Here is a 26,463-nt window from a genome sequence, read left to right as displayed (position 1 = left end):
TGAGCCGCAAAAGCCTTACGGCGTTTGCATGCCCTTCTCGACCAGGATTTTCGCCGTCTGCGGTCCGGCCAGATAATCCAGCAGTGCCTTGGCCGCCACCGGCTGCACCGCCTTGGCACTCAGGCCGGCGGTGTAGGTCGTGTAGCTCTGGATGTCGGCGGGCAGCGGACCGGCCAGCACCACGCCCTTCACCGGCAGGATTTCGCTGATCTGCTGGATCGCCACCTCGGCTTCGCCGGTGACGATCTTCTCGGCCGAGTAGCCGCCCGGGACCAGGACTGACTTGGGCGCAAGCTGCTCGGCGATGCCCCATTGCTTGAACAGGTTGGCCAGATAGATGCCGCTGGTGCCGCCCGAGGCCGGATCGACATAGGTGATGCCCCTGGCCTTCAGCACCAGGTGTTTGAATGCTTCGGCATTGGAGAGATCGGGCTTGGGCGCGCCCTCCTTGATGCCGACGCCGATGCCGACGCGGGCCAGGTTGGTCCTGCTGTCGGCGCGGACCAGGCCCTTGGCGATCACGCCCTCGATAGTGGCCGGCGTCATCACCACCAGATCGAACACCGCCCCGCCTTCGATGCGGCGCGCCAGGCCGCCGGCGGTGTCGCCATCGACGATCACCTTATGGCCGCTCTGCGCCTCGAAGCCGGGCAGCGCGGCGAGCAGCACCTGCTTGAAGGCGCCGGCGGTCAGCATGGAGATGTCGACGGCCTGTGCCGGCAAGGCGACAAGCGCCAGCAGCAGGATGGACAGAATGCGAGTCACGGCGAGCCTCCCGGTTTTATCTGGAAGGCTGTTGTACGCCCGCCCGCGGAAGCGACGGCATCACGTCGCTGTGATTTTTACGCGGGTGTTATTTTACAACGGTGAACTGGATGCCGAACCAGCGGAAGCGGCCCTGTTCACTGCTCGGCACGCTGCAGGAAATGCGGTCGCGCGGCGGCTTCAGCGCATCGGGTGCATGCAGTTCGTAGCGGCGCTCGGCGATGGCTTTCGGCTGGATCGACTTGCCCTCGCCGGTATAGCAGACCATCTGGTTCAACCGTTCGATGCCCGGCGCCACGGTGAAACGCAGGGTCGGCGGGTTTTGCGTCTGGCCCAGCTTCACCAGCACGTCCGTCGGCTCGACGTCACTGACTGGCAGCGGTAGCGCATTCAGCGCCTGACGCACGCGGTCGACAGAGCCGAAATGCTCGTTCATGGGAAAGCGCGGCAGCCAGAACATGTCATGCTTGCTGTGCGCCACGCCCGAATGCTGGCCGAAGGCGACGCTGTAGCCGATGTCTTTCGCCAGCTTCAGGGTCTTGGCGTCCCACTCGCCGAAGGGATAGGCGAACAGCGTCGGCTTCTCGCCCAGTTCCTTCTCGAACAGCGCCATGGAGGTTTCGAGATCCTCGCGCGCCTTTTCCGGCGTCAGCGCCGGCAACGACGGATGACGATGGCTGTGCGCGCCGATGGTGACGCCTTCCGCCTTCATCTGCCGGATCTGATCCCAGGTCAGGTAGCCCTTCAGTTTCGAGGTCACCGGCTCGGTGGCGACAAACAGCGTGAACGGGATGCCGGCCTTCTTCATCCGCGGCCAGCCTTCGGTGAAGGCGGAGATATAGGCATCGTCAGCGGTGACAGCGACCGCGCGGTCGGGCAGCGCCTCGCCCGACTTCAGCCGGTGCACGATCTCGGGCAGTCCCATGACCTTGTAGGGGCCGGACTTAAGCTCGGCGATATGGGCGTCGAACTGCTCCAGCCGGATGTTGGTGCTGGGCACCGTATTCTCGCCGAAGCGGTGGTACATCAGGATGCTGGCATGGTCGGCGGCCAGCAGGGGGCCGGCGGCCAGGGCGGCCAGAGTCGCAGCGAAAAGAGGGGCGGTTTTCATGGCCGGGACTGTAACCCCATCAGGGACCTCGGGGGAGGGCTAGACGGGGGTCTGAGGGGAGACTCTCCGGGGTATTTCCGTTATAAGCCCGCCCCATGAACGCCCTCGCGAAAAACCCGGCGCCGGTCTTCTGCGCCATCGACACCGTGGACATGGATTTTGCCGCCCGCTGCGCCCGCGCCGCCTCTGCCGCCGGCTTCGGGGTCAAGCTCGGCAAGGAGTTCTTCACCGCCCGCGGCCCGGCCGACGTGCGCGCCGTGGTTCCGGCCGGCACGCCGCTGTTCCTGGACCTGAAATTCCATGATATCCCCAACACCGTGGCCGGCGCGGTGCGCTCCGCCGCCGCCGCCATGGGGCCGATGATGCTGACCGTGCATGCCTCGGGCGGCCCGGCGATGATCCGCGCCGCCGTCGAGGCCGCCAAGTCGGTCCCCGCCTCGGGCACCGCCCCGCGCCCGCTGATCCTGGCCGTCACCGTCCTGACCTCGCTGGATGCCGCCGACCTTGCCGCCATCGGGGTCACCGGCGATGTCAGCCAGCATGTGATCCGCCTCGCCCGCCTGGCCCAGCATAACGGCGCCGACGGCGTGATCTGCGCCGCCACCGAAATCTCGCTGCTGCGCCAGAACTGCGGCCCGAACTTCAAGCTGGTCGTGCCCGGCATCCGCCCCAAGGGCGCGGCCGCCGGCGACCAGAAGCGCGTGATGACGCCCGCCGAGGCAATGACGCTGGGTGCCGACCATCTGGTGATCGGCCGCCCGATCACGGAAAGCCCGGATCCGGAAGCCAGTGCGCGCGCCATCGCGCAGGAACTGGTCGAGGCAGCCTGACATGGCGCTGTTCACCAAGATCTGCGGCCTGAACGACGAAACGGCGCTCGCCACCGCGGTGGATCATGGCGCCGACATGCTGGGCTTCATCTTCTTCCCGCCCTCGCCGCGCAATCTGTCGGCCGAACAGGCGGAGGCCCTGCTCAACCTGGTGCCCAGCGGCATCGACCGTGTCGGGGTCTTCGTCGACCCGGAAACCGATTTCCTCGACACTATCCTGGCCAAGGCGCGCCTGGACCTGCTGCAGCTGCATGGCGACGAAAGCCCTGAGCGCTGCCGCGCCATCAGCGTCTATTTCGGCCTGCCGATCATCAAGGCGATCAAGGTCTCGACCAAGGCCGACCTGAAGAAAGCCAAGGATTACGAGGATTGCGTCGACTGGCTGATGTTTGATGCCCAGCCGCCCAAGGATGCCAAGCTGCCCGGCGGCAACGGCGTCGCCTTTGACTGGACCATCATGAAGAGCGCGGAATTCAAGCGGCCGTGGATTCTGTCCGGCGGCCTGACACCCGACAATTTACCGCAGGCGATCCAGCAATCCGGCGCCAAGGCTGTCGATGTATCCTCCGGCGTGGAAAGCGCCCCCGGCCGGAAAGACCCGAAAAAGATCGAAGCCTTCCTGGCCGCTGCCAAACGTTTGTAAGAGGTATCCGATGACCGCGATCAATTCCTATCGCACCGGCCCCGACGAGGCGGGCCATTTCGGCAAGTTCGGCGGGCGTTTCGTGGCCGAGACACTGATGCCGCTGATCCTTGATCTGGAGCGGCATTATAAAGAGGCTAAGGCCGATCCCGCCTTCAAGGCCGAGATGGATTACTTCCTGAAGGATTACGTCGGGCGCCCCAGCCCGCTGTATTACGCCGAGCCGATGACCAAGAAGCTGGGCGGCGCCAAGATCTATTTCAAACGCGATGAGCTGAACCATACCGGCGCGCACAAGATCAACAACTGCATCGGCCAGATCCTGCTGGCCAAGCGCATGGGCAAGAAGCGCATCATCGCTGAGACCGGCGCAGGCCAGCATGGCGTGGCGACGGCCACGGTGGCCGCGCGCTTCGGCCTGCCCTGCGTGATCTACATGGGTGAAGTCGATATCGAGCGCCAGCAGCCCAATGTGTTTCGCATGCGCCTGCTTGGCGCCGAAGTTCGTGCGGTGAAGTCGGGCTCGAAGACCCTGAAGGACGCGATGAACGAAGCCCTGCGCGACTGGGTCACCAACGTGCATGACACTTTCTACATCATCGGCACCGCCGCCGGCCCGCATCCCTATCCGATGCTAGTGCGTGACTTCCAGTCGATCATTGGCCTCGAGGCACGCGAGCAGATCATTGAACGCGAAGGGCGCCTGCCCGACAGCCTGGTCGCCTGCATTGGTGGCGGCTCGAACGCCATCGGTCTGTTTCACCCCTTCCTTGACGACACCGATGTGAAAATCCACGCCGTCGAAGCTGCTGGCGAAGGCCTCGATACCGGCAAGCATGCGGCGTCGCTGGCAAAGGGCGTACCCGGCGTGCTGCACGGCAACCGTACCTACCTGCTGCAGGACGAGGACGGCCAGATCACCGAGGCACATTCGATTTCCGCCGGCCTGGATTACCCCGGTATCGGCCCGGAGCATGCCTGGCTGCATGATATCGGCCGCGTCAACTACGTTTCGGTGACCGATCAGGAGGCGCTGGACGCCTTCCAGTTCTGCTCGCGTGTCGAAGGTATCATCCCGGCGTTGGAGCCGAGTCATGCGCTGGCTTATGTCATGAAATTGGCGCCGACCCTGCCCAAGGACCACCTGATGATCATGAATCTTTGTGGGCGCGGCGATAAGGACGTGTTCAACGTCGCTCGCGCCTTGGGGGTGCAACTGTGAGCCGCATCGAGAAGCGTTTCGCCGACCTGAAAAGCCAGGGCCGCGCCGGCCTGGTTACCTTCATCACTGCCGGCGACCCGGATCACAACACCTGCGCCCGCCTGCTGGCCGGGCTGCCGGATGCCGGCGCCGATGTGATCGAACTCGGCATGCCGTTTTCCGATCCGATGGCCGATGGCCCGTCCATCGAGGCCGCCGGCCTGCGCGCGCTGGCCAATGGCGCCAGCATGAAGACAACGCTGAAGCTGGTCACCGACTTCCGCAAGAAGGACGACGCCACACCGATCGTGCTGATGGGCTACTTCAACCCGATCTCGGCCTATGGCGTCGACAAGTTCCTGGTGGACGCCAAGGCTGCCGGCGTGGATGGCCTGATCATTGTCGACTTGCCGCCGGAAGAAGACAGCGAACTCTGCCTGCCAGCCGTGAAGGCCGGCATCCACTTCATCCGCCTGGCGACGCCGACCACCGACGCGGCCCGTTTGCCCGCCGTGCTGGCGAATACCTCGGGCTTCCTCTACTACGTCTCCATCGCCGGCATCACCGGCGCGGCGGCAGCCGATCCGACTGCGGTTGGCCAGGCGGTGGCGCGAATCAAGCAGCACACGAAAATCCCGGTGGCCGTCGGCTTCGGTATCCGCGATGGCAAACGTGCCGCCGAAATCGCCGCGGTGGCCGATGCCGCCGTGGTGGGCACGGCCCTTGTGGAACGAGTGGCCGAGGCCCAGATTAAGAAAATCGATCCGGCCAAGCATGTGCTGGACCTGGTACGCGAACTGAGCACAGCCGTACGCGGCGTCGCCAAGGTCGCGGCTTAAGAAGGAAGATTGCGATGAACTGGCTGACCCGCACCGTCCTGCCGAAGATCCGCGAATTCACCGCGAAGAAGGACACGCCGGACAATCTGTGGCGCAAATGCCCGAACTGCCAGCAGATGATCTATGCCAAGGAGCTGGAAGAGAACCAGCATGTCTGCCCGAAATGCGATCACCATATGCGCGTCGGGCCGAAGGAGCGTTTCGCCGCTCTGTTCGACAAGAGTGAATACCAGACCATCGAACTGCCTGACGTGGTGCAGGACCCGCTACACTTCCGCGATTCCAAGAAGTATCCCGACCGCCTCAAGGATGCACGCAGCAAGACCGGGCAGAAGGATGCCTTCGCCGTCGCCCATGGCACACTGACCGGCCAGGACGTCGTCATCGCCGTGCAGAACTTCGCGTTCATGGGCGGCTCGATGGGCATGGCCACCGGCGAGGCGCTGATTGCCGCCTCCACGCTGGCGATCAACCAGAATGCAGCCCTGATCCTGTTCGCCGCCGCCGGCGGCGCGCGCATGCAGGAAGGCATCCTCAGCCTGATGCAGATGCCGCGCACGGTGATCGCCGTGCAGCGCCTGCGTGAGGCGCATCTGCCCTTCATCGTCGTGCTGACCGATCCGACCACCGGCGGTGTGACCGCCTCATACGCCATGTTGGGCGATATCCAGGTCGCCGAGCCGGGCGCGCTGATCGGCTTCGCCGGCCCGCGCGTGATCGAGCAGACCATCCGCGAAACTCTGCCGACCGGCTTCCAGCGCGCCGAATACCTGCTGGAGCACGGCATGCTGGACATGGTGGTCCATCGCCGCGACCTGCGCGAGACGCTGGGCCGCATCGTCGCCCTGCTGCTCGACCCGCAGCCGAAGGCCGATGTGGTGGCGCTGCCGCGTCCGGGCCTGGAGATTCCGCCGACTGGCGAGATTCCGCATGGCTCCGCCGGCAAGCGCGCCCGCTAAACTAGACCTGATCCTGCAGCGCCTGATGGCGCTGCATCCCAAGGCGATCGACCTGTCGCTGGACCGCATCCGCACGCTGCTGGATCGGCTGGGCAATCCGCATCTGAAACTGCCGCCGGTCTTCCATGTCGCCGGCAGCAAGGGCAAGGGTTCGACCACCGCCTTCCTGCGCGCCATGACGGAGGCCGCCGGTTACCGCGTGCATGCCTATACCTCGCCGCATCTGGTGCGCTTCAACGAGCGCATCCGGCTGGCCGGCCAGCTGATCGAGGACGACCGGCTGCTCGCGCTGCTGGAGCAGTGCGAAACCGTCAATGCCGGCATGCCGATCACCTTCTTCGAAATCACCACGGCTGCCGCCTATCTTGCCTTCGCTTCAGAGCCTGCCGATCTGGTGCTGCTGGAAACCGGCCTGGGCGGCATCGCCGACACCACCAATGTCATCCCGCAACCGGCGCTGACTGCTCTGACACCCATCGGCATCGATCACGTCGCCTTCCTCGGCGATACGGTTGCCAAGATTGCCGCCAACAAGGCCGGCATCCTGAAGCCGGGCGTGCCCTGCGTGGTCGGCCCGCAGCCATCCGAAGCCATCGCCGTGATCGCGGCGCGCGCCGCCGAAACCGGTTCGGCGCTGTTCCGCCATGGTCGCGACTGGACGGTGCGCGAAACCACCGACGGTCTGATCTGGCGCGACAGCATGGTGGAGCTGACCCTGCCCCGCCCGGCCCTGCTGGGCGCGCATCAGGTGGTCAATGCGGGCGTCGCGATTGCCTGCGCGCGGCACCTTCCCGGGTTCACCGTCTCCCCGGACGCCATCGCCGCCGGCCTGCGCCAGGTCGACTGGCCGGCCCGCATGCAGCGACTGACCAAGGGGCCTCTGGTGAGCCTGCTGCCGCCCGGCACCGAGCTGTGGCTGGATGGCGCGCATAACGCCATGGCAGGCGAGGCGCTGGCCGAGACCCTGAAACAGTTGCCGCCGCGACCAACCTGGCTGCTGGCCGGCATGCTGAACACCAAGGATGCGGCGGGCTTCCTCCGCCCGCTGGCACCCGGCCTGCAAGGCGCGCGCTGCATCGCCATTCCGGGCGAGGCCAACAGCCTGTCGGCCGAGGAGCTGGCCGAAGCTGCCCGCAGCGTCGGCCTGACGGCAGAGCCCGCAGCCAGCGCCACCGCCGCCATCCGGCAGATCGCACAAACGATACGGGCCGATGCTGCGTCAGCACCGGCCCGTGTGATTATTTCCGGCTCGCTATACCTGGCGGGCCGGATCCTTGGCGAAAACGCTTAGATCGCCGAATTGATCCACTCGACGATGCGGCTCTTCGGCATCGAGCCAACCTTGGTCGAGACCGGCTTGCCATCCTTGAACAGGATCAGGGTCGGGATGCCGCGCACGCCGAACTTCGACGGCGTCATCGGGTTCTCGTCGATGTTGACCTTGGCGATGGTCAGCTTGCCGGCCATCTCGCTGGCAATCTCATCCAGCGCCGGGGCGATCTGCTTGCACGGGCCGCACCATTCGGCCCAGAAGTCGACGAGCACGGCGTCGGAAGACTTCAGGACGTCGCTCTCGAAGGAGGCGTCGGTAACTTTGGTCGGCGCGGACATGGGGAACCTCTTTGGAGTGGTTGGGCCAGAGTCGCCGCACACGACGAATCCGACCATCGAAGGTTAAAAGTAAGTAGGCCCCTCGGGAGCGTCAAGCTGACGCCCATCACAGCTCCGAGGCCGGGGACTCACTCGGCAAATTTTGCCCAACCCCATGATATTACTGGAAAAGCAGGGAAATTTAGAGAAAATCAAGGGTGGACAAGGCGCGTTTAGGGTTGTTACAACTGGTTACAGTCCAACGGGCCGGGGCCCGTTTTTGTTAATAATTGTCGAGTCACGGGGGAAGCATGACAGGGGGATACGCTCGGCCGCTGCGCCAGTTCCGCAGCCTCTGCCGAATTTCCGCTCTTGCGCTGCTTTTGGGCAGTGTCGCCGCCTATGCGCCGACCGCTGAAGCCCAGCCGCGCGCCGGCCAGACCAAATCCTCCGTTGCTCCCAAGCCCGATGCCAAGCCCACCAAGGCGACCGCGCCGCGCAAGCTGAAGTCCGCCGAGCCCGCCCGCCGCGCCGCCGAGGCCGACAGCACCGGCTTCACCATCGACGGCCGCCGCGTGCGCGTCGACATCATCAAGGCCGAGACCGACATGCTGGGTCCAGACGGGAAGACCCCGGCCGTGCTGATCCTGCACGGCGCCCATGGCCTGGGCGACGGCTCGCTGTTCTATCCGCAGGCCAAGGCGCTGGCCGAAAAGGGCATCACCGCCTTCGTCATCCATTACTTCGACGGCATTCCGCAGGCCCGCAAGGCCGCCCCGACGCTGCATGACGAGCGCGAACGGGTGATCGCCGAGGCCGTGTCCTATGTGTCGAAGCAGGCCTATGTCGACCCGGAGCGCATCGGCGTCTTCGGCCTGTCGCTGGGCGGCTTCCATGCCCTGGCACTGGGCAGCCGCGATCCGCGTATCCAGGCCGTGGTCAACGTCGTCGGCGCCATGCCGTCGGAAGTGCAGCGCCGCGGCGTGCATCGCATGCCACCGACCCTGGTGCTGCATGGCGACAAGGATGCCACCGTGCCGGTGCGCCGCGCCTATGAGCTGGCCAACCTGCTGGGCGAAGTCGGCGCCGAACACGAAGTCATGATCTACAAGGGCCAGGGCCACACCTTCCGTGGCGATGCCCAGACCGACAGCATCACCCGCACCGTCGGCTTCTTCGAGCGCTACCTCGGCACCGACCGTGGCCTGCTCGACAAGGAATTGGAAATCGACATCGCGCTGGCGCCGGTGGTGCCGGAAGCCGAGATGCTGCCGATCCGCGCGCTCACCATCGCCGACGAGGCGCTGTGGGCCCAGGCTGAACAGGGCAGCGCGGCCGCCACCAACTAAGCCGCAGCCATTCCCATGCATTAAAAAAGGCCGCTGTTACCAGCGGCCTTTTTTTGTTGTTCGGATTGCGCCGGCTTTACGCCGCATTGGCTTCGTCGCGCTCGGCGGCGGCCTTGGCTTCCGGGTCGAGAACCGCTTCCAGCTCGCGCTCCAGGCTCGGCTGCTCGCCGTTACCATTGCCATTGCCGTCGGCAGCATTGCCGTCGGCGGCCGGCTGCTGGGCCTGCTGGCCGCCCGGCTGGGGCTGCTGCTGGTTGCCGTTCTGCTGCTGGTTGGCGGCGCGCTGCATCGGCGTCACGCCCTGGGCCAGCATGATGCGGTAGTAGTGCTCCGCATGCTGGAGGTAATTCTCGGCGGCGACGCGATCACCCGAAGCATTGGCGTCGCGGGCAAGCTGACAGTAGCGCTCGAAGATATTCGTGGCCGTGCCACGCACCTTCACTTCGGGGCCGTTGGAGTCGAAGTTGCGGTGGGAATTGTTCATTCCGCTATTGTTACCGCCGCCGCCTCCACCACCGCCGCCACCACCATGCGGCCTCCGGCCCTGAGGACGGCCGCCACGCTGACGATTCTTATTGTTCACGGGTCATCTCACTTGTTTTCAGTAAATTGCGCGGTCAGGCATCATGCGCACACACATTGCGTCGCTACCGCGCGCCATGCGGTCGGCCTCTCGATGAAACTCAGTCGAAGAGGCGATGACGCTGCCTGCCTTATTCGCCCCTGGTTAACACCCGAAGGCGGGTTCCTTGGGACCGCGTCATCCCGAATCCCAAGATAAGCGTGGGCAGGGGCCGTGCCAACCCTTTTTTCTGGGAATTTCCGAGGCTTCGCTGTTTTTGGGGCAGGAATTCAGGCCGGTTTGCGGGCGGTAACGATGCGTCCGATGCCGGACAGATCGGGCAGGACCGCGATTTCGGCAAAACCCGCCCGGGCCAGCAGGTCGCTCACTGCGGCATCTTGTCCCATGCCGACCTCCAAGGCGACAAAGCCCTCCGGCGCAGCCAGCCGCACCAGATCTGGCATCAGCCGCCGATAGGCCTCCAGGCCGTCGGCGCCGCCATCCAGCGCCAAGTGGGGATCATACTGCACCACCTCCGGCTCCAGGGTCGGCACCACCGCGCTTTCGATATAGGGCGGATTGCTGATCAGGATGTCGAAGGCGCCGTCCAGCCCCTCGCCCCAGCTTCCTTGCCTGAAAGCGGCGCGCGCGGAGAGGCCGAGACGGGCGGCATTGTCCTGCGCAATGCTGAGCGCCGCCGGCGACAGATCGACGCCAAGGCCCCTGGCATTGCGCAACTCGTGCAGCAGGCTCAGCAGCAGGCAGCCCGAACCGGTGCCGAAATCGACCAGGCGCAGTGCCGCCTGTCTGTCCGGCACGGCCGCCAGAACACCGGCGACCAGGGTTTCGGAATCGGGGCGCGGATCGAGCACGTCATGGCTGGTGCGGAACTCCAGACTCCAGAACTCGCGGCGGCCGATGATCTTGCTGACCGGTTCGCGCGCCAGCCGGCGCAGCAGCAGCGCCTCGAAGTCTGCGACGGCCTCGGCGGAGATCATGACATCGGGATCGAGCCGGATGCGGTCGGCGCTCAACCCGCTCGCCTGCTCCAGCAGCAGGATGGCATCGAGGCGCGGCGTCTCGGCCACATCGGCCTGCTTCAGACGCTCCGTGGCATCCTTCAACACTGCGCTGATGGCCGCCGTATCAGGCATTATTGAGTTCGGCCAGGCGGCTGGCCTGATCCTCGGCAATCAGCGCCTCGATCACGTCGTCCAGCGCCTCGCCCGTCATCACGTGTTCAATCTTGTACAGCGTGAGATTGATGCGGTGATCGGTGACGCGCCCCTGCGGGAAGTTGTAGGTGCGGATGCGCTCGGAGCGATCGCCCGAGCCGACCTGACCCTTGCGATCGGCAGCACGCGTGGAGGCCAGGCGCTCGCGCTCGGCCTCGTACATCTTGGCGCGCAGCAGCTTCATCGCCTTGGCCTTGTTCTTGTGCTGTGACCGCTCAGTCTGCTGCGCCACCACGATGCCCGTGGGGATATGGGTAATGCGCACGGCCGAGTCCGTCGTGTTTACATGCTGGCCGCCGGCGCCCGAGGAGCGATAGACGTCGATGCGCAGGTCATTCTCGTTGATGTCGATGTCGACATCCTCGGCCTCGGGCAGCACGGCAACAGTCGCGGCCGAGGTATGGATGCGGCCCTGCGTTTCGGTATCGGGCACGCGCTGCACCCGGTGGACGCCGGATTCGAACTTCATGCGGGCGAAGACACTGCGGCCGGAGATCGTGGCCACCGCCTCGCGGAAGCCGCCGAGCTCGGTATCGGCGATGCTTTCGACCTCGAAGCGCCAGCCATGCTTGGCGGCATAGCCGCGATACATCTCGAACAGGTCACGTGCGAACAGCGCTGCCTCGTCGCCGCCGGTGCCGGCGCGCACTTCCAGGATGGCGTTCTTCTCGTCCGCCTCGTCCTTGGGCAGCAGCATGATCAGCACGCGGCGTTCGGCCTCGGGCAAGGCCGCCTGGGCAGTCTTCCACTCGGCCTCGGCCAGGCTGCGCATCTCGGAATCAGACGACGGATCATCGCGCATGACCAGCAGGTCGGCGACCTCCTGCCGCAGCCGGCGCCAGTCGGCAATCGCCTGCACCAGCGGCTCGATCTCGGCATATTCCTTCGACAGCTTGACGAAAGCCTCGGCCGCGAGACCACCGCCGGCCATCTGGGCCTGCAGCATCTCGTAGCGCTCGATCACCTTGTCGAGCTTGGCCTCCGGCAGGCCGGCAGCGTCCATGATCAGGCCTTCAGTTTCGTAGCCAGATCGGACAGCGGAACTTCGGTCTCAGTGCCGCTCTTCAGGTCCTTCAGCTTCGCCACGCCCTTGGCCAACTCGTCGTCGCCGATCACCACGGCCTGGGCACAGCCCATCTTGTCAGCGCGCTTGAAACGTTTGCCAGCGTTGCCTTTATAGGCCAACTCCACGGCAATATCCGCGCGGCGCAGCTCGGCCGCGATCTTCACGGCCTCGACTTCCGCCTTGTCGCCGATCGGAATGATGGCAACCGTATCGGCCAGCACCGGCTTGGGGTCGCTCAACATCACCAGACGCTCGATGCCACCGGCCCAGCCGATGCCCGGCGTCGGCTTGCCGCCCAGTTGCTCGACCAGACCGTCATAGCGCCCGCCCGCGAGAACCGTCCCCTGCGCGCCCAGCATGTCGGTGGTGAATTCGAACGCCGTATGCGTGTAGTAGTCCAGACCGCGCACCAGACGCGGGCTGACCTTGAATGGCACGCCGTTGCCGGTGAGGCCGTCCTGCACGGCCTTGAAGAACTCAGCGGCGGCCGGCGTCAGGTAATCCTGGATCAGCGGCGCGTTGGCCACGAGCGCACGATCCCCTTCGTCCTTGGAATCAAGGATGCGCAGCGGATTTTTCTCCAGGCGCTTGCGGCTGTCTTCCGACAGCTTGTCGACATGGCCGCCGAAATATTTCACCAGCGCGTCGCGATAGCCCACCCGGCTTTCCGGATCGCCCAGCGTGTTCAGCTCCAGCACGCATTTGTCGAGGATGCCGAGGCGGCGCAGGATTTCAGCAGCCACCGAGATCACTTCCACATCGGCCTGCGGCTCCGGTGCGCCGATCACCTCGACGTCGATCTGGTGGAACTGGCGCTGACGGCCTTTCTGTGGCCGCTCGAAGCGGAACATCGGACCCCAGCCGAAAGCCTTGAACGGCACATGCTGCAGCAGGCCATTCGAGATGAAGGCGCGGCAGATGCCGGCGGTGTATTCCGGCCGCAAGGTCAGGCCTTCGCCACCCTTGTCGGTGAAGGAATACATTTCCTTGGAGACGACATCCGAGGTCTCGCCCATCGAGCGGGCGAAGACGTCGGTGAATTCGAAGATCGGCGTCGCCATCTCGCGATAGCCGAACAGGAAAGCCGCCTTCCGCGCCGTGTCCACCACATGGCGGAAACGGTCGTACTCGTCGGGCAGAATGTCATGCGTACCGCGCACGGGCTGCAGCTGCTGGGCCACGGCGTGTCTCCGTCTTTGAAAGGTGGGTATCTAAGACGCGGCGTCGGCCGCGTCTTCGGATTGCTTCTTGGCGACTTCGATCTCGCGCGCCTTGTTCTCGACCAGCTTGACCAGATGCGCGACGATATCCTCGTTCTGCAGCCGGTGCGCCGGCTGGCCCGCGAGATAGACCTGGTGTGTATTCTTGCCGCCGCCGGTAAAGCCGATATCGGTCTCGCGCGCCTCGCCCGGACCGTTGACCACGCAGCCGATCACGCTGAGCGTCATCGGCGTGGTGATGTGACCAAGGCGCTGTTCCAGAACCTCGACCGTCTTGATCACATCGAAGTTCTGGCGCGCGCAGGACGGGCAGGAAATCACATTCACGCCGCGATGGCGCAGGTTCATCGACTTCAGCATGTCGAAGCCGACGCGCACTTCCTCTTCCGGTGCGGCCGAGAGCGACACACGCAGCGTATCGCCGATGCCCGACCACAGCAGCATGCCGAGCCCGATGGAGGACTTCACCGTGCCGATGCGCTGGCCGCCGGCTTCGGTCACGCCGATATGCAGCGGATAGTCGCAAGCCTCGGCCAAACCCTGATAAGCGGCGACGGCGAGGAAGACATCGGAGGCCTTCACGCTGATCTTGAACTCACGGAAGTCGTGGTCTTCCAGAATGCGCGCATGATCCATGGCGCTTTCCACCATGGCTTCCGGGCAGGGCTCGCCGTATTTCTCGAGCAGGTGCTTTTCCAGCGAACCGGCATTGACGCCGATGCGCATGGAGCAGCCGTGATCCTTGGCGGCCTTCACCACCTCGCGCACGCGGTCGGCGCTGCCGATATTGCCGGGATTGATGCGCAGGCAGGCGGCGCCGGCCTCGGCGGCCTCGATGGCGCGCTTATAGTGGAAATGGATGTCGGCGATGATCGGCACCTTGGACTGGCGCACGATCTCCTTCAGGGCCCTGGTCGAGTCTTCGTCGGGGCAGGAGATGCGCACGATATCGGCGCCGGCCTCTTCGCAGCGGCGGATCTGGTCCACCGTGGCGGCCACATCGCTGGTCAGCGTGTTCGTCATGGTCTGCACGGTGATCGGCGCGTCGCCGCCCACCGGCACCTTGCCGACGAAAATCTGCCGCGATTTGCGGCGCTGAATATCGCGATAGGGTCGGATGCTCATGGTCTGGTTTCCGTCCGGCTCAGCCTGGCCTTACGAGGTGCCTGCGGACGCGGCGTAACATGGCGTCTTTACCGGGTGATGGCAAGGCAGCCACCCCCGAACGGGCTATCCCTGACGCTCGCCGCCCGGGTTCTTCAGGCGCTCTGGGTCCAGCGAAATACCGCGCTTCACCTCGCCCTCGTTGCCCAGCGGGGCCATAGTCTGGCCATCCACCACAATCCGCACGCCGCCGGCATTGCCGGTCAGCAGCGTCAGGCCGGCACGGTCGGGCACCTGATAGCGTTCGCCGGCATTCAGCAGCCGGGTGAAAACCTGTTCGTTATTCGGCCCGCGCACCTGGATCCAGGACGGGGCGACGGCCTCAAGACGGATGCGGGTCGAGGCATCGGTGGCGCCATAGCTGCTGCTCGTCACTGGTGCAGGCGCCGCGGCAACGGCCGGTGCCGCCGGGGTGGCCGGCATCTGGGCAGCGGGTGCCGGTGTCGGTGCGGACGGCGTTTGAGGCACGACTGCCGGCGGCGCGGCAGCCACGAGCGGCGGCGATGCGGCGGCCGGCGGCGGTGTCACAGTCTGGGCGACCGGCGGCAAAGCCAGGGGCGGCGCAGGTGATGGCGATGGCGGCGCAACAGCCACGGGCGGCGCTGCCGGCTGCGGCGCGGGCAGCACCACCGGCGCAGACGGCGCAATCGGCTGCGGGCTGGGCACCAGATCAGCCAGTCGCGACGGCACGGCCTCGATCAGCTCATGACCGATGCGCAGGGCCTCCTGATGGCGATACCACAGGCCGTAGGCAACGGCGGCGATCACCAGCGCCCCGACCACCAGCCAGAGGCGCGGCGTGCGCTCTTCGGGACGCGGCAGCGGGAAGTTCAGCACGGTGCGCTGCACGGTGCCATCCGCCTCACCCTGATAGGTCTTGAGGACCTGCTCCGGATCGAGGCCGAGGAATTCTGCATACTGGCGCAGGAAGCCACTGACATAGACCGCGCCCGGCAATTCGGCGAAGCGGCCTTCCTCGATGGCTTCCAGATAGGGACGACGAATGCGCAGGCGCGCGGACACATCGGCCAGGGCGAGGCCCCGCCGCTCGCGCACAACCTTCAGGCTATGGCCGACCCCCTCGTAACGTCCCCCGACACCGAGGGCGTCCGCTACGGCCGACTGTTCGCCGGACTGGCTATTCATTGTTTTCGCCCGCATTGTTCGTCTGGCCATTTTACGGCAATTGGGTAATGAAGCCAGCTATTTCAAACAATTACGCCATTTTCCCGGGCAAATTCTTCCAGGGCGGCCCGCATACTACGCTCGGGTGAGCCATAGTGCTTAGCCATAAAATCAGCCAAACGGGGAACATCCAGGCTACGGAGCATTTCCTTGACCGGACCAATGGCATTGGCCGGCATGGAGAGGCGGCGGAAGCCCAGCCCCAACAAGGCCATGGCCTCCAGCGGCCGGCTGCCCATCTCGCCGCACATGGTGACCGGCTTGTCGGCCGCATGGCACTGCTGCACCACCCAGTGCAGGAAGCCGAGCATGGCCGGGCTTAACGGGTCGTAGCGATCGGCCAGCTTGGGATTGCCGCGGTCGGCGGCGAACATGAACTGCATCAGGTCATTCGACCCGACCGAGATGAAATCGACCAGCGGCAGCAGCGCCGGCAACTGCCAGGCGAGCGCCGGGACTTCCAGCATGGTGCCAACCGAAACCTTGAGCGGCACGGTCTTGCGCAGATTGACCAGACGCTGCACCTCGCGGTCCAGCAGGCGCCGGGCGCGACGGAATTCATCCACCTCGGCGATCATCGGGAACATCACATGCAGGTTGCGACCGGCCGCCGCTTCCAGCATCGCGCGCAACTGCACCTTGAGCAGCGCCGGCCGATCCATGGCCAGACGGATGGCACGCCAGCCCATCGCCGGATTCTCTTCCGGATACTTCACCAGATAGGGCAGCACCTTGTCGCCGCCGATATCCAGCGTGCGGAACACCACCGGGCGATCGCCCGCATGTTCGATGACGCGGCGATAGATCGCGGTCTGCGCCTCGGCCTTGGGCAGCGTCGGCCGCACCATGAACTGCAGCTCGGTGCGATAGAGCCCGATGCCATCGGCATTGGTCTCGTCCAGGTGGCTGAGATCGATCAGCAGGCCCGCATTGACCAGCATGGCGACGCGCATGCCGTCGCGGGTGACCGGCGGATCCTCGCGCTGGGCGGCGTATTTCGCCAGCCGCGCCTTGCGCAGTGAAACGCTCTGGTGGAAGGCGTTGACGACGTCGGAAACCGGACGGACGAAGACCTGGGCATGGTCGCCGTCGACCACGACGGTATCGCCCGGCTCGACCTTGGCGATCACGCCCTCAACGCCGCCCAACACCGGAATGGACAGCGCACGCGCGACGATGGCCACATGGCTGACGCTGGAGCCTTCTTCCAGCACCACTCCCTGCAGCTTGCGACGGTCGTAATCCAGCAGTTCGGCTGGACCCATCTGGCGGGCGAACAGAATCGCGTTGTCAGGCAGGTTCTCGGCGGCCGAATGCTGCGGCTTGCCGGTCAGATGCAGCAGCAGGCGGTTGGCCAGATCGTCGAGATCGGCCAGACGCTCACGCAGGTAAGGATCCGTGATCGCCTGCATGCGATGGCGCGTATCGCCCTGCACGCGCAGGACGGCGGCCTCTGCCGTCAGGCCCGATTCCACCGCCTGATGCAGCTTGGACAGCCAGCCGGTGTCATGGGCGAACATCTTGTAGGTTTCGAGGATGTCGCGGCTCTCGCCGACAATGTCGCTGTCGGGCGCATCCAGCATCTTGTTGACCTGGTCCCGCATCGAGGTGACGGCTGCATCCAGCCGGTCCTTCTCGAACGGGATGTCGTCCGCCATCGTCTTTTCGATATGGATGCGCGGCTCGTGCAGCACGGCGACGCCGATGGCCAGGCCCTCCGACAGTACGCGGCCATCGGCGCGGAACGGCATGGTGGATGTGCGGTTGGTGGCCGCGATATCCTCGCCACCCGACAGTTGGCCCGAGGAGACCATCTCGGCCAGCACCATGGCGATGGTTTCCAGCGCCTCGGTTTCCTCATCCGCATACTGGCGGCGCGTCTGGTTCTGCACGACCAGCACGCCGATGACGCGGTTATCGCGCAACAGCGGCACGCCGAGCAGCGAGTGATAGATTTCTTCGCCGGTTTCCGGCTTGTAGGCAAATTGCGGATGGTTCTGCGCATCCGCCAGCGCCAGCGGGCGCGCATGCGCTGCGATATCGCCGACCAGACCCTCGCCCACCCGCAGGCGGGTCTTGTGCACGGCGTCGGGGTTCAGACCCTCGGTGGCATAGAGTTCGAGTTCATCGTTGCGGAGCAGATAGACCGAGCAGACTTCGGCCACCATGTTGGCGCCGATGTTACGCACGACACGCGCCAGACGCTCCTCGACGGTGCCGGCTTCCGCCATCACCTCGCGCAGGCGGCGCAGCAGGCCACGCGGGCCGGGTGCTGATGCCCGTCCCGGCGTCACAGCCCTTCTCCGCTCTTTACCGGAGAGGCTGGTCTGGTCTGCCCTCCCCGCATCGGCCCTCCGGGGTCATTCGGCGTCGAGGCCGAAGGCGGTGTGCAGAGCGCGCACCGCAAGTTCAGTGTAGTCGGCGCTGATCAGGACGCTGACCTTGATTTCAGACGTGGTGATGGCCTGGATGTTGATGTTCTTCTCGGCCAGCGCCTTGAACATGATATGCGCGACGCCCGCATGGCTGCGCATGCCGACGCCGACGACCGACACCTTGATGACGTTCTTGTCGGGGATCAGCTTGGCCCAGCCCAGGCTCTTCTCCTGCTTCTCCAGGATCTGCACCGCGCGATCGAGATCGCTGCGACCCATGGTGAAGGTCATGTCGGTCTTCTTGCCATCCTCGGAGATGTTCTGGACGATCATGTCGACGTTGATGCCGGCATCCGACAGTGGGCCGAAGATGCCAGCCGCGATGCCCGGACGATCGGCCACGCCGATCAGGGTGACCTTGGCTTCGTCGGCGGAATAGGTGACACCCGAAACGATCTGCTTTTCCACGATCTCTTCCTCATCGACAACCAGCGTGCCGGCAACATCGGCGAAACTCGACAGAACCTGGGTGCGCACCCGGTGGTTCATCGCCATTTCCACCGAGCGGGTCTGCAGCACCTTGGCACCCAGCGAGGCCAGCTCCAGCATCTCCTCGTAGGTGATCTTATCCAGCTTGCGGGCTTTTTTCACGATGCGCGGATCGGCTGTGTATACACCGTCCACGTCCGTATAAATGTCGCACCGGTCGGCCTTCAGCGCCGCGGCCAGCGCCACGGCCGAGGTATCCGAGCCGCCGCGGCCCAGCGTGGCGATCCGCTCGCCCGGGCCAACGCCCTGGAAGCCCGCCACCACCGGCACCACACCAGCCGTCATGTCCTTGATCATGGCCGAACCGTCGATCTCCTCGATGCGGGCGCGGCCATGCATGTCGTTGGTTCGGATCGGCACCTGCCAGCCCTGCCAGGAGCGGGCTTTCAGGCCGGCCGCCTGCAGGGCGATGGAGACCAGACCGGTGGTCACCTGCTCGCCGGCGGCCACCACCGTGTCATATTCCTTCTGGTCGTGGACCGGGTCGATCTGCTTGCACAGGTCGACCAGGCGGTTGGTCTCGCCGGACATGGCTGAGACCACCACGGCAACCTGGTTGCCGGCGTCCACTTCCCGTTTCACCTTGGCGGCCACGTTCTTGATCCGGTCGACCGAACCAACCGATGTGCCGCCGAATTTCATCACCAAGCGCGCCATGTCGCTCGATCCCGTTTCACGATACGTTGTCGATAGCTGACCGGCGGAACCTTGCCGGTAAAAAGGCGGGTCCTTAATACTCTTGGGGCCGGCCGGGAGCAAGCCGACCAAACGTAAAAATCCCCTGTTTTTGCCTGATCTTGCCGGACCCTCATGACCCAGACCGCCGCCAGTATCGACCCCGCTGAAATCGCGCGTTTTTCCGCCCTCGCCGCCGAGTGGTGGGACCCGCAGGGCAAGTTCCGCCCGCTGCATAAATTCAACCCCGTCCGGCTGGGTTTTATCCGCGACCGAGTCGCAGCACATTTCGGCCGGGACGTTGCGTCAGATGGCCCGCTGACCGGCCTGCGCCTGCTCGATATCGGCTGTGGCGGCGGCCTGGTTTCCGAACCCATGGCCCGGCTGGGAGCCACGGTCATCGGGGCTGACGCTGGGGAACGCAACATCGGGGTGGCCAGCCTGCATGCGGCCGAGGCCGGGGTGGCGGTCGACTACCGCTGCACCAGCGCCGAGGATCTGGCGGCGGCCGGCGAGCGCTTCGACGTGGTGCTGGCGCTGGAGGTGGTGGAGCATGTGGCCGACTTGGCCGGATTCCTGGCCGCCTGCGGGCAGATGGTGAAGCCCGGCGGCCTGCTGATCGCCGCCACGCTGAACCGCACGCCGAAATCCTTCGCGCTGGGTATCGTGGCGGCGGAATACATCCTGGGTTGGGTGCCGCGCGGCACGCATGACTGGAAGAAGTTCCTCAAGCCCCATGAACTGGCCGGCGGCCTGCGCCATGGCGGCCTGACCCTGAAGGAGGTCGCGGGCGTGAACTACGATCTGCTCAACGACCGCTGGAGCATCGGCCGCGATACGAGTGTGAATTACATGCTGGTGGCGGTGAAGGACGCTTAAGCGCCAGATCAGGCGTCAGAGCGCGGCAGCCAGGGGATCATGGCGACGTCGACACCCTCCTCCACCAGCTCTTTCGCTTCTTCCTTGGTCGCTTCGCCGTAGATGTTGCGCTTGTCGGTTTCACCGTAGTGGATCTTGCGCGCCTCTTCGGCGAACTGGTTGCCGACGTAATCGGCGTTCTTCTCAACATGATCACGGATTTCGGTGAGCGCCTGGCGCATCATCGCCACTTCCCTGGCCTCGGCCGCCGCCTTCTCGCCCTTCGACTTGCCGATGCGCGGCGCCATCGGCGCCTTGCTCACCTTGCGCGAGTTGCAGACCGGACAGACAACCTTGCCCGACGCCGCCTGCTCATCGTAGGTGGCGCTGTCATGGAACCAGCCTTCGAAGACATGGTCCTTGCGGCATTTGAGTTCGTATTTGATCATCGCAACGGCAAGATTGGGTGATTCGGCTCTGCGCCAAGTCTCTCAATGGGTGTAACAGGTTATACATGGGGCAGTCATAGCCGTGCAACAAGGGGGCATCTCGGCGCCATCGGCGTGGGTCCGGCGGTTCGCACCGCAGGTTGCGGCCGGCGGCAACGTGCTCGACGTCGCCTGCGGCGGCGGCCGTCATGGCCGGCTGTTCCTGGAGCGCGGTTGCCCGGTTGTATTCCTTGATCGCGACCTGCGCGGCGTCACTGATCTCCAGAATGAATCCCGCGCCGAGCTGATCGAAGCCGATATCGAGGCCGGCCCCTGGCCACTGAAAGACCGTCAGTTCGCCGCCGTCGTTGTGACCAACTATCTGTGGCGACCGCTCTTCCCCATGCTGTTGGCAGCCGTGCGGTCCGGGGGGATGCTGATCTACGAGACCTTCATGCAGGGCAACGAACGCTTCGGCAAACCAAGTAATCCGGACTTCCTGCTCAAACCCGATGAACTTGCGGATGTCTGCAAGACCGGTTTCGACGTCATCGCCTTCGAACAGGGCGAAGAAGCGGACAGCGTGCGCCAGCGGATCTGCGCGGTGAAGCTGTGAGTCTGGAGATCGAGACCGGACGCCTGCGGCTGCGCCGTTTCAATGGCACCGACTGGCAGGGGCTGGCGCGTTTCTATGCCGACGACCAGGTGATGCGCCACATGCAGCCCGGCCGTGGCCTGACGCGTGAACAGGCGCAGGAGCGCGCCAAGAGCAACATCCACAATTTCAATGATCACTGGGACCGGCGCGGCTACGGCGTCTGGGCGGTGACCGATCGCGCCAGCGGGCGGCTGCTCGGCCAGTGCGGGTTGCGCTGGATCCCGGAAGCCGAAGCGACAGAACTGCTGTACCTTTTCAACAAGACCGTCTGGGGCCGTGGCCTTGCCACCGAGGCCGGCCGCGCTGTCCTTGGTTACGCTTTCGAGACGGCGCAGCTCACCACCGTGATCGCGCTGACCGCGCCGGAAAATCGCGGTTCGCAACGCGTTCTGACCAAACTGGGCTTTGCCTATACAGGCGAGCAGCCACTGTGGGAACGCATCGTCAGCTGGTTCAGCCTGCCGCGTGAAAGCTGGAACACACCGCAACCGCAAAGCGCGGGGCCGTGATTTTGTAACAACGCGTGATTTTCTGAAATTTGCTGTTGGGGCCTGTCCGCGCGAGGCGTAGCATCCGCTCATGACGATCGACATCGACCACCGCCTGCAGCATGCCATCCAGGTGATCCGCGAAGCCGGAAAGCTGGCGCGCGGCTTCTATGACAACCGCAAGCAACTGGTGGTCCAGTTGAAGGGCGTACAGGATTTTGTCAGCCAGGCCGATTCAGAAACCGAAGACCTGATCACCTCGCGGCTGCTTTCGGCTTTTCCGCATGACGGCATCCTGGGCGAGGAGCGCGGCCGGCGCGGCGGTGAGACCGATGCGCTCTGGGTCATCGATCCCATCGACGGCACGGCGAATTACGTGCGCGGCCTGCCGTATTGGTGCATCGCCATCGCACTGGTGGTGCGCGACACGCTGGAGCTGGGCCTGATCTACGACGTGATGAGCGACCGGCTTTACACCGCGCGCCGCGGCCATGGCGCCTTCTGCAACGGCGAGCCGATCATGGTGAGCGATACCCAGCAGATCGAACGCGCCTGCATCGGCGTCGGCTACGGCCATGGCGAGCCGGCCGACATCCATGCCGCCATCATCGACAGGCTGCTGCGCGCGCATTGCCAGTATCGCCGGCTGGGCAGTGGCCTTCTGCTGATGGCGCTGGCCGCCGAGGGCGCGCTGGATGGTTTCTATGAGGCGCGGATGAAGCCCTGGGATGCGCTGGCCGGCCTGCTGATGGTGCGCGAAGCCGGGGGCATCACCAACGACTACGACTTCGACGGCCAGACCAGGGCCGAGCCGGTGCTGGCGCTCAACGGCGCATTGTGGGCGCCGTTCGCGGCGGCGATGAAGGTATCCCTGCCCGCCTATTCGGCGGCGCGGCCCGAAAGGCGCGTCGGCAAGGCATAGGATGGGTCGTGATTCCAGGCCGGAATCTGCGCCCGCGCTTTGGCCACTTCCGACAGGTCGATCTCCACCACCTCGGCGCCGACACCCTCGCCCATATCGGCGAGCACGCGGCCCCAGGGATCGACCACCAGCGAATGACCATACGTCTGGCGATTGCCCGGATGATCGCCCCACATCGCCGGCGCGATCACAAACGTACCCGTCTCGATGGCGCGCGCCCGCATCAGCACATGCCAGTGCGCCTTGCCGGTCGTGCGCGTGAAGGCGGCGGGAATGGTGATCACCTCGGCGCCGGCCTGCGCCAGGCCGCGATAGAGGCCGGGGAAACGCAGGTCGTAGCAGACCGACATGCCGAGCGTGGCGAAGGGCAGCGGTGCCACGACGCCTTCGGCGCCCGGCGCGATCGAGTTGGACTCGCGATAGGTTTCGCCCGACGGCAGATCGACATCGAAGAGATGGATCTTGTCGTAGCGCGCAGCGATCTGCCCCTCAGGGTCGAGCAGATACGAGCGGTTGAAGTTGCGGTTGGCGCCTTCAGGCTTGATCGCGAGTGAACCAACCAGCAGCCAGGTCTTCAGCTCGGCCGACAGCGCGCGGAAAGCCTGCAGGGCCGGATGACTTTCCTCCGGTTTGCCGGCGGCGACGCTGGCGGCAGCATTCAATCCCATGAAGCCGGAATTCTCCGGCGTGGCGATGAACTCCGCGCCGCCATCTTTCGCCTGGCGCACCAGGGCCGAGACATGCGCAATATTCGCGCTCATGTCGTCCCAGATATTGGGCTGCACCAGACCGATCTTGACCTTCGTCATCGCAGCCCCCCGCTGTTGTTCGTTCAAGCCGCCAGCATGGCGTCGAGCTTGCCGGCGCGCTCCAGCTCATGCAGGTCGTCGCTGCCACCCACATGCTGGCCGTTGATCCAGATCTGCGGCACCGTGTGGCGACCGCCGGCCTTCTTGGTCATCTCGTCGCGCTTGGCGGCATCGTAGGAGACGTCGATCTCCTCGTAGCTCTGCCCCTTCTTCTCGAGCAACGCCTTGGCGCGCGCGCAATAGGGGCACATGAAGGTGGTGTAAATCACGATATCGGCCATGACGTCCTCGTTGGAAGCCCCTCAGCTTCTGACCTGATTATATGGTGCCCTGTTCGGCCCGAACAACCCGCGCCAGCGTCAGCACATCCACCGCCGCCGCCCCACCCCGGCGCAAAGCCCGACAGCAGGCGGAAACCGTTGCCCCGGTGGTGAAAACGTCGTCGATCAGCAGCACGCGTTGCCCCTGGACGACATCGTTGGCACCTGGTCCGGGCTGGATCGCCCCGGCCAGCACCCGTCGCCGTTCAGCGCGGCTGAGCCGGCCCAGGCTGCGGGTTGGCCGAGGCCGCACCAGCAGGTCGAAACGCACAGGCTTCCCCGTCAGCCGGCCGAGCTGCGCGGCCAGCAGCGCCGACTGGTTGAACCGCCGCCGCCACAGCCGCCAGCGATGCAGCGGCACCGGCACGATCAGGTCGCAATCCTGCAGCAGTCCCGCGCCTGCGGTCTGCATCAGTGCGGCCAGGCCCGGCGCCAGATCGGTCCGGTCGCCGCGCTTGAAGCGCAGCACCAGGTCGCGCCCGCCGCCGGCATAAGTGAAGACCGACCGTGCCCGGTCGAAGCGCGGCGGCGTTTGCAGGCAGGCGGCGCAGACCAAGCCTTCGGGCACCGGTATCGCATACGGGATGCCGCAGGTGGGACAGCAGGGTTCGGCGATGAAGCCGACATCGGGCCAGCATTGCGCACAGAGCCGGCCGGGCTGATCGACGGTCGCGGTGCAGAGCATGCATTGCGGCGGCAGCAACGTATCGACCGCGCCGCGCCAGAGCTGGCGCAGCACCCGCATGGGCAGCAAGGGGTTTTCGATCTGCAGCATTTCAGTATGACGCAACGGAAGACCGGCATAAGGATGCATGACGCGCGTCGCCGGCCCCAGTATGGTGGCAGAAAAGCAGTGCGGAGGAAATGAAAGCATGAACAGCAGGACCATTCGCATCGGCGGCGCATCGGCCTTCTGGGGCGACAGCATGGTCGCCGCACCGCAGCTGCTGGCGTCTGGCCAGGTCGATTACCTGATCTTCGACTATCTGGCCGAGATCACCATGTCGATCATGGCGCGCATGCGCGCGAAAGACCCGACACAGGGTTACGCCACCGATTTCGTCGCAGTCACCATGAAGCGCCTGCTGCCCGAGCTGGCGCGACGCAAGGTGAAGGTCGTGGCCAATGCCGGCGGCGTCAATCCCGCCGCCTGCGCGGCCGCCATCCGCGCCTTGATCGCTGAAGCCGGACTGTCGCTGAAGGTCGGCGTGGTGCTGGGCGACGATCTGCTGCCTGAGATCGACCGGCTTAAGCCGCAGCTTGAGCCCATGGACAAGGGCGCGGTTGCGCCCGAGCGCTTCATGTCGGCCAATGCCTACCTGGGCGCCGCGCCGATTGCCGCCGCGCTGAAGGCCGGTGCCGATATCGTGGTCACCGGTCGTTGCGTCGACTCAGCGCTTTGTCTTGGCCCGCTGCTGCATGAATTCGGCTGGGACCTGAGGGATTTCGACCGCCTCGCCGCCGGGAGTCTCGCCGGTCATATCATCGAATGCGGCGCACAGGCCTCGGGCGGGCTGTTCACCGACTGGCAGAGCGTGCCTGACTGGGACAACATCGGCTATCCCATCGCGGAAATTTCCGAAGACGGCAGCTTTGTCGTTACCAAGCCCAAGGACACCGGCGGCCTGGTCAGCATCGGCACGGTGGCCGAGCAGTTGGTCTACGAAATCGGCGATCCGGCCTGCTACATGCTGCCCGATGTCACCTGTGACTTCACGGCCGTGACCATCGAACAGATCGGGGAACACCGCGTGCGCGTCTCCGGCGCGAAGGGCCGGCCGCCATCGGATCGCTACAAGGTATCCGCCACTTATATGGATAGCTTCCGCGCCGTCGCCCATATGACCATCGGCGGCATCGATGCGCGCGCCAAGGCCGAACGCTCGGCCGAAGCAATCCTGAAGCGCACGCGGCGCATCTTCACGCAGCTCAATCTTGGCGACTATCGCGGCACCTCGATTGAAATCCTCGGCGCCGAAGCAATGTATGGCCCGCAGGCGGCTGCTGGCGTGAAAGCCACGCGTGAGGTGGTGATGAAGCTGGCGGTCAGCCATGAGAACAAGACCGCGCTGGAAATCTTCAGCCGCGAGATCGCACCGGCGGGCACATCGTTTTCGCCCGGGACCACCGGCTTCTTCGGCGGCCGGCCGAGCCCGCAGCCGATTGTGAAGCTGTTCTCCTGCTTCATCGCCAAGTCTGCGCTGCCGCTGGCGCTGGATACGGCCGGCACGGCTGAAGCCCTGAGCGTCCCGCTGATCAGTGGCGACACCCGCGGCGCGCCTGCCGGCAAACCGGTACCAGCCACGCTGCCCGCCACCACAACCAGCGTGCCGCTGATCCGGCTGGCCTGGGCGCGCTCGGGCGACAAGGGCAATGACAGCAATATCGGCGTGATCGCCCGCAGGGCCGACTACCTGCCGGCCATCCGCGCGGCGCTGACCGAGGCAGCCGTCGCCGGGTATTTCAGCCATCTCGTTGAAGGCCCGGTCGAGCGGTTTGAATGGCCCGGCATCAACGGCCTGAATTTCCTGATGCATGGTGCGCTGGGCGGCGGCGGGATCGCGTCCTTGCGCAACGACCCCCAGGGCAAGGCCTTTGCCCAGTTGCTGCTGGATTTCCCGGTGCCCGTTCCGGCCTCCTGGAATCTGTAAGAGTTGGGGGG

At 65.3% G+C, this 26,463-nt stretch carries 27 protein-coding genes; 12 read left to right on the top strand and 15 right to left on the bottom strand.

Features of this window, described 5'->3' with window-relative positions; genetic code table 11:
- Positions 1-15: 15 nt before the first annotated feature.
- Both AC1RRT_RS13525 and AC1RRT_RS13520 read right to left on the bottom strand, forming a co-directional pair.
- Positions 16-765: a substrate-binding domain-containing protein gene (locus AC1RRT_RS13525; RefSeq protein WP_493014327.1), complete on the bottom strand. Its 750-nt coding sequence runs from the start codon at positions 763-765 to the stop codon at positions 16-18.
- Positions 766-853: 88 nt separating this feature from the next.
- Entirely contained in the window at positions 854-1,876 is a 1,023-nt protein-coding gene (locus tag AC1RRT_RS13520) for a polysaccharide deacetylase family protein (RefSeq protein WP_493014326.1), read from the bottom strand.
- Positions 1,877-1,971: 95 nt separating this feature from the next.
- Here AC1RRT_RS13520 and pyrF point away from each other — a divergent pair, with 95 nt between their 5' ends.
- The 6 genes from pyrF to AC1RRT_RS13490 are packed head-to-tail and all read left to right on the top strand — an operon-like array spanning position 1,972 to position 7,639.
- Positions 1,972-2,706 (top strand): orotidine-5'-phosphate decarboxylase, encoded by a 735-nt coding sequence (pyrF, locus tag AC1RRT_RS13515; RefSeq protein WP_493014325.1) that lies wholly within the window; start codon positions 1,972-1,974, stop codon positions 2,704-2,706.
- A 1-nt stretch (position 2,707) separates the two neighbouring features.
- The gene (locus tag AC1RRT_RS13510) at positions 2,708-3,349 is read left to right on the top strand and encodes a phosphoribosylanthranilate isomerase (protein ID WP_493014324.1); all 642 of its coding nucleotides are present in this window, start codon (positions 2,708-2,710) and stop codon (positions 3,347-3,349) included.
- A gap of 10 nt (positions 3,350-3,359) precedes the next feature.
- Positions 3,360-4,571 carry a tryptophan synthase subunit beta gene (trpB, locus tag AC1RRT_RS13505; RefSeq protein ID WP_493014323.1) on the top strand — a complete coding sequence of 404 codons (1,212 nt, stop codon included), beginning with the start codon at positions 3,360-3,362 and terminating at the stop codon, positions 4,569-4,571.
- Positions 4,568-5,389: a tryptophan synthase subunit alpha gene (gene trpA / locus AC1RRT_RS13500; RefSeq protein WP_493014322.1), complete on the top strand. Its 822-nt coding sequence runs from the start codon at positions 4,568-4,570 to the stop codon at positions 5,387-5,389. The genes trpB and trpA overlap by 4 nt, the downstream gene beginning before the upstream one ends.
- Positions 5,390-5,403: 14 nt before the next feature.
- On the top strand, positions 5,404-6,348 hold the full coding sequence (gene accD / locus AC1RRT_RS13495) for an acetyl-CoA carboxylase, carboxyltransferase subunit beta (RefSeq protein WP_493014321.1): 945 nt from the start codon (positions 5,404-5,406) through the stop codon (positions 6,346-6,348).
- Positions 6,320-7,639 carry a bifunctional folylpolyglutamate synthase/dihydrofolate synthase gene (locus AC1RRT_RS13490; protein ID WP_493014320.1) on the top strand — a complete coding sequence of 440 codons (1,320 nt, stop codon included), beginning with the start codon at positions 6,320-6,322 and terminating at the stop codon, positions 7,637-7,639. Before accD ends, AC1RRT_RS13490 begins: the two co-directional genes overlap by 29 nt.
- On the opposite strand, the gene trxA is transcribed toward AC1RRT_RS13490, so the two are convergent.
- Positions 7,636-7,959 carry a thioredoxin TrxA gene (gene trxA / locus AC1RRT_RS13485; RefSeq protein WP_144068820.1) on the bottom strand — a complete coding sequence of 108 codons (324 nt, stop codon included), beginning with the start codon at positions 7,957-7,959 and terminating at the stop codon, positions 7,636-7,638. The genes AC1RRT_RS13490 and trxA overlap by 4 nt on opposite strands.
- Before the next feature lie 290 nt (positions 7,960-8,249).
- On the opposite strand from trxA, the gene AC1RRT_RS13480 reads away from it, so the two are divergent.
- Complete coding sequence (locus tag AC1RRT_RS13480; protein ID WP_493014319.1) at positions 8,250-9,287, top strand: alpha/beta hydrolase family protein; 1,038 nt, start codon at positions 8,250-8,252, stop codon at positions 9,285-9,287.
- 76 nt (positions 9,288-9,363) lie between these two features.
- On the opposite strand, the gene AC1RRT_RS13475 is transcribed toward AC1RRT_RS13480, so the two are convergent.
- The 8 genes from AC1RRT_RS13475 to AC1RRT_RS13440 form a co-directional block, all read right to left on the bottom strand.
- Complete coding sequence (locus AC1RRT_RS13475; protein ID WP_493014318.1) at positions 9,364-9,870, bottom strand: DUF4167 domain-containing protein; 507 nt, start codon at positions 9,868-9,870, stop codon at positions 9,364-9,366.
- Positions 9,871-10,139: 269 nt separating this feature from the next.
- A complete protein-coding gene (prmC, locus tag AC1RRT_RS13470) occupies positions 10,140-11,003 on the bottom strand; it encodes a peptide chain release factor N(5)-glutamine methyltransferase (protein ID WP_493014317.1) in 864 nt (287 codons plus the stop codon).
- Complete coding sequence (gene prfA / locus AC1RRT_RS13465; protein ID WP_493014316.1) at positions 10,996-12,087, bottom strand: peptide chain release factor 1; 1,092 nt, start codon at positions 12,085-12,087, stop codon at positions 10,996-10,998. Before prfA ends, prmC begins: the two co-directional genes overlap by 8 nt.
- 2 nt (positions 12,088-12,089) lie before the next feature.
- Positions 12,090-13,331: a histidine--tRNA ligase gene (gene hisS / locus AC1RRT_RS13460; protein ID WP_493014315.1), complete on the bottom strand. Its 1,242-nt coding sequence runs from the start codon at positions 13,329-13,331 to the stop codon at positions 12,090-12,092.
- Between the two features lie 30 nt (positions 13,332-13,361).
- The gene (gene ispG / locus AC1RRT_RS13455; protein WP_493014314.1) at positions 13,362-14,495 is read right to left on the bottom strand and encodes a flavodoxin-dependent (E)-4-hydroxy-3-methylbut-2-enyl-diphosphate synthase; all 1,134 of its coding nucleotides are present in this window, start codon (positions 14,493-14,495) and stop codon (positions 13,362-13,364) included.
- A 105-nt stretch (positions 14,496-14,600) separates the two neighbouring features.
- On the bottom strand, positions 14,601-15,680 hold the full coding sequence (locus tag AC1RRT_RS13450; protein WP_493014312.1) for a helix-turn-helix domain-containing protein: 1,080 nt from the start codon (positions 15,678-15,680) through the stop codon (positions 14,601-14,603).
- 62 nt (positions 15,681-15,742) lie between these two features.
- A complete protein-coding gene (gene ptsP / locus AC1RRT_RS13445) occupies positions 15,743-18,013 on the bottom strand; it encodes a phosphoenolpyruvate--protein phosphotransferase (protein ID WP_493014310.1) in 2,271 nt (756 codons plus the stop codon).
- A gap of 66 nt (positions 18,014-18,079) precedes the next feature.
- Positions 18,080-19,300: an aspartate kinase gene (locus tag AC1RRT_RS13440; protein WP_493014309.1), complete on the bottom strand. Its 1,221-nt coding sequence runs from the start codon at positions 19,298-19,300 to the stop codon at positions 18,080-18,082.
- Positions 19,301-19,453: 153 nt separating this feature from the next.
- On the opposite strand from AC1RRT_RS13440, the gene ubiG reads away from it, so the two are divergent.
- Complete coding sequence (ubiG, locus tag AC1RRT_RS13435; RefSeq protein ID WP_493014308.1) at positions 19,454-20,197, top strand: bifunctional 2-polyprenyl-6-hydroxyphenol methylase/3-demethylubiquinol 3-O-methyltransferase UbiG; 744 nt, start codon at positions 19,454-19,456, stop codon at positions 20,195-20,197.
- 8 nt (positions 20,198-20,205) lie between these two features.
- Here the strand turns inward: ubiG and AC1RRT_RS13430 are convergent, their stop codons facing one another.
- Positions 20,206-20,625 (bottom strand): DUF1178 family protein, encoded by a 420-nt coding sequence (locus tag AC1RRT_RS13430; RefSeq protein WP_493014307.1) that lies wholly within the window; start codon positions 20,623-20,625, stop codon positions 20,206-20,208.
- A gap of 157 nt (positions 20,626-20,782) precedes the next feature.
- Between AC1RRT_RS13430 and AC1RRT_RS13425 the strand changes: the two genes are divergently transcribed.
- From AC1RRT_RS13425 to AC1RRT_RS13415, 3 genes are all read left to right on the top strand, one after another.
- Positions 20,783-21,220 carry a class I SAM-dependent methyltransferase gene (locus tag AC1RRT_RS13425; RefSeq protein WP_493014306.1) on the top strand — a complete coding sequence of 146 codons (438 nt, stop codon included), beginning with the start codon at positions 20,783-20,785 and terminating at the stop codon, positions 21,218-21,220.
- Complete coding sequence (locus AC1RRT_RS13420) at positions 21,217-21,771, top strand: GNAT family N-acetyltransferase (protein WP_493014305.1); 555 nt, start codon at positions 21,217-21,219, stop codon at positions 21,769-21,771. The genes AC1RRT_RS13425 and AC1RRT_RS13420 overlap by 4 nt, the downstream gene beginning before the upstream one ends.
- 70 nt (positions 21,772-21,841) lie before the next feature.
- Positions 21,842-22,672, top strand: a complete 831-nt coding sequence (locus AC1RRT_RS13415; protein ID WP_493014304.1) for an inositol monophosphatase family protein — start codon at positions 21,842-21,844, stop codon at positions 22,670-22,672.
- Here AC1RRT_RS13415 and AC1RRT_RS13410 read toward each other — a convergent pair.
- Genes AC1RRT_RS13410 through AC1RRT_RS13400 form a run of 3 tightly spaced genes read right to left on the bottom strand, consistent with a single transcriptional unit; the run spans position 22,630 to position 24,576 of the window.
- Positions 22,630-23,481 (bottom strand): carbon-nitrogen hydrolase family protein, encoded by an 852-nt coding sequence (locus tag AC1RRT_RS13410; protein WP_493014303.1) that lies wholly within the window; start codon positions 23,479-23,481, stop codon positions 22,630-22,632. The two genes, AC1RRT_RS13415 and AC1RRT_RS13410, sit on opposite strands and share 43 nt — an antisense overlap.
- Positions 23,482-23,504: 23 nt before the next feature.
- Positions 23,505-23,762 (bottom strand): glutaredoxin 3, encoded by a 258-nt coding sequence (gene grxC / locus AC1RRT_RS13405; protein WP_493014302.1) that lies wholly within the window; start codon positions 23,760-23,762, stop codon positions 23,505-23,507.
- A 37-nt stretch (positions 23,763-23,799) separates the two neighbouring features.
- Positions 23,800-24,576, bottom strand: coding sequence for a double zinc ribbon domain-containing protein (locus tag AC1RRT_RS13400; RefSeq protein WP_493014301.1), 777 nt, complete (start codon positions 24,574-24,576; stop codon positions 23,800-23,802).
- 97 nt (positions 24,577-24,673) lie between these two features.
- Between AC1RRT_RS13400 and AC1RRT_RS13395 the strand changes: the two genes are divergently transcribed.
- A complete protein-coding gene (locus AC1RRT_RS13395) occupies positions 24,674-26,452 on the top strand; it encodes an acyclic terpene utilization AtuA family protein (RefSeq protein WP_493014300.1) in 1,779 nt (592 codons plus the stop codon).
- Positions 26,453-26,463 lie beyond the last annotated feature (11 nt).

Source organism: Ferrovibrio sp. GW821-FHT12B10, from assembly GCF_058807515.1.
This window is presented reverse-complemented; position numbering and strand designations above follow the sequence as displayed.

Bases quoted from the DNA above. Each gene is read 5' to 3' on its own strand.
- AC1RRT_RS13520 (WP_493014326.1), bottom strand. From the start codon at position 1,876: ATGAAAACCGCCCCTCTTTTCGCTGCGACTCTGGCCGCCCTGGCCGCC.
- pyrF (WP_493014325.1), top strand. From the start codon at position 1,972: ATGAACGCCCTCGCGAAAAACCCGGCGCCGGTCTTCTGCGCCATCGAC.
- AC1RRT_RS13510 (WP_493014324.1), top strand. From the start codon at position 2,708: ATGGCGCTGTTCACCAAGATCTGCGGCCTGAACGACGAAACGGCGCTC.
- trpB (WP_493014323.1), top strand. From the start codon at position 3,360: ATGACCGCGATCAATTCCTATCGCACCGGCCCCGACGAGGCGGGCCAT.
- accD (WP_493014321.1), top strand. From the start codon at position 5,404: ATGAACTGGCTGACCCGCACCGTCCTGCCGAAGATCCGCGAATTCACC.
- AC1RRT_RS13490 (WP_493014320.1), top strand. From the start codon at position 6,320: ATGGCTCCGCCGGCAAGCGCGCCCGCTAAACTAGACCTGATCCTGCAG.
- trxA (WP_144068820.1), bottom strand. From the start codon at position 7,959: ATGTCCGCGCCGACCAAAGTTACCGACGCCTCCTTCGAGAGCGACGTC.
- AC1RRT_RS13480 (WP_493014319.1), top strand. From the start codon at position 8,250: ATGACAGGGGGATACGCTCGGCCGCTGCGCCAGTTCCGCAGCCTCTGC.
- prmC (WP_493014317.1), bottom strand. From the start codon at position 11,003: ATGCCTGATACGGCGGCCATCAGCGCAGTGTTGAAGGATGCCACGGAG.
- prfA (WP_493014316.1), bottom strand. From the start codon at position 12,087: ATGGACGCTGCCGGCCTGCCGGAGGCCAAGCTCGACAAGGTGATCGAG.
- ispG (WP_493014314.1), bottom strand. From the start codon at position 14,495: ATGAGCATCCGACCCTATCGCGATATTCAGCGCCGCAAATCGCGGCAG.
- AC1RRT_RS13450 (WP_493014312.1), bottom strand. From the start codon at position 15,680: ATGAATAGCCAGTCCGGCGAACAGTCGGCCGTAGCGGACGCCCTCGGT.
- AC1RRT_RS13440 (WP_493014309.1), bottom strand. From the start codon at position 19,300: ATGGCGCGCTTGGTGATGAAATTCGGCGGCACATCGGTTGGTTCGGTC.
- ubiG (WP_493014308.1), top strand. From the start codon at position 19,454: ATGACCCAGACCGCCGCCAGTATCGACCCCGCTGAAATCGCGCGTTTT.
- AC1RRT_RS13430 (WP_493014307.1), bottom strand. From the start codon at position 20,625: ATGATCAAATACGAACTCAAATGCCGCAAGGACCATGTCTTCGAAGGC.
- AC1RRT_RS13415 (WP_493014304.1), top strand. From the start codon at position 21,842: ATGACGATCGACATCGACCACCGCCTGCAGCATGCCATCCAGGTGATC.
- AC1RRT_RS13410 (WP_493014303.1), bottom strand. From the start codon at position 23,481: ATGACGAAGGTCAAGATCGGTCTGGTGCAGCCCAATATCTGGGACGAC.
- grxC (WP_493014302.1), bottom strand. From the start codon at position 23,762: ATGGCCGATATCGTGATTTACACCACCTTCATGTGCCCCTATTGCGCG.
- AC1RRT_RS13400 (WP_493014301.1), bottom strand. From the start codon at position 24,576: ATGCTGCAGATCGAAAACCCCTTGCTGCCCATGCGGGTGCTGCGCCAG.
- AC1RRT_RS13395 (WP_493014300.1), top strand. From the start codon at position 24,674: ATGAACAGCAGGACCATTCGCATCGGCGGCGCATCGGCCTTCTGGGGC.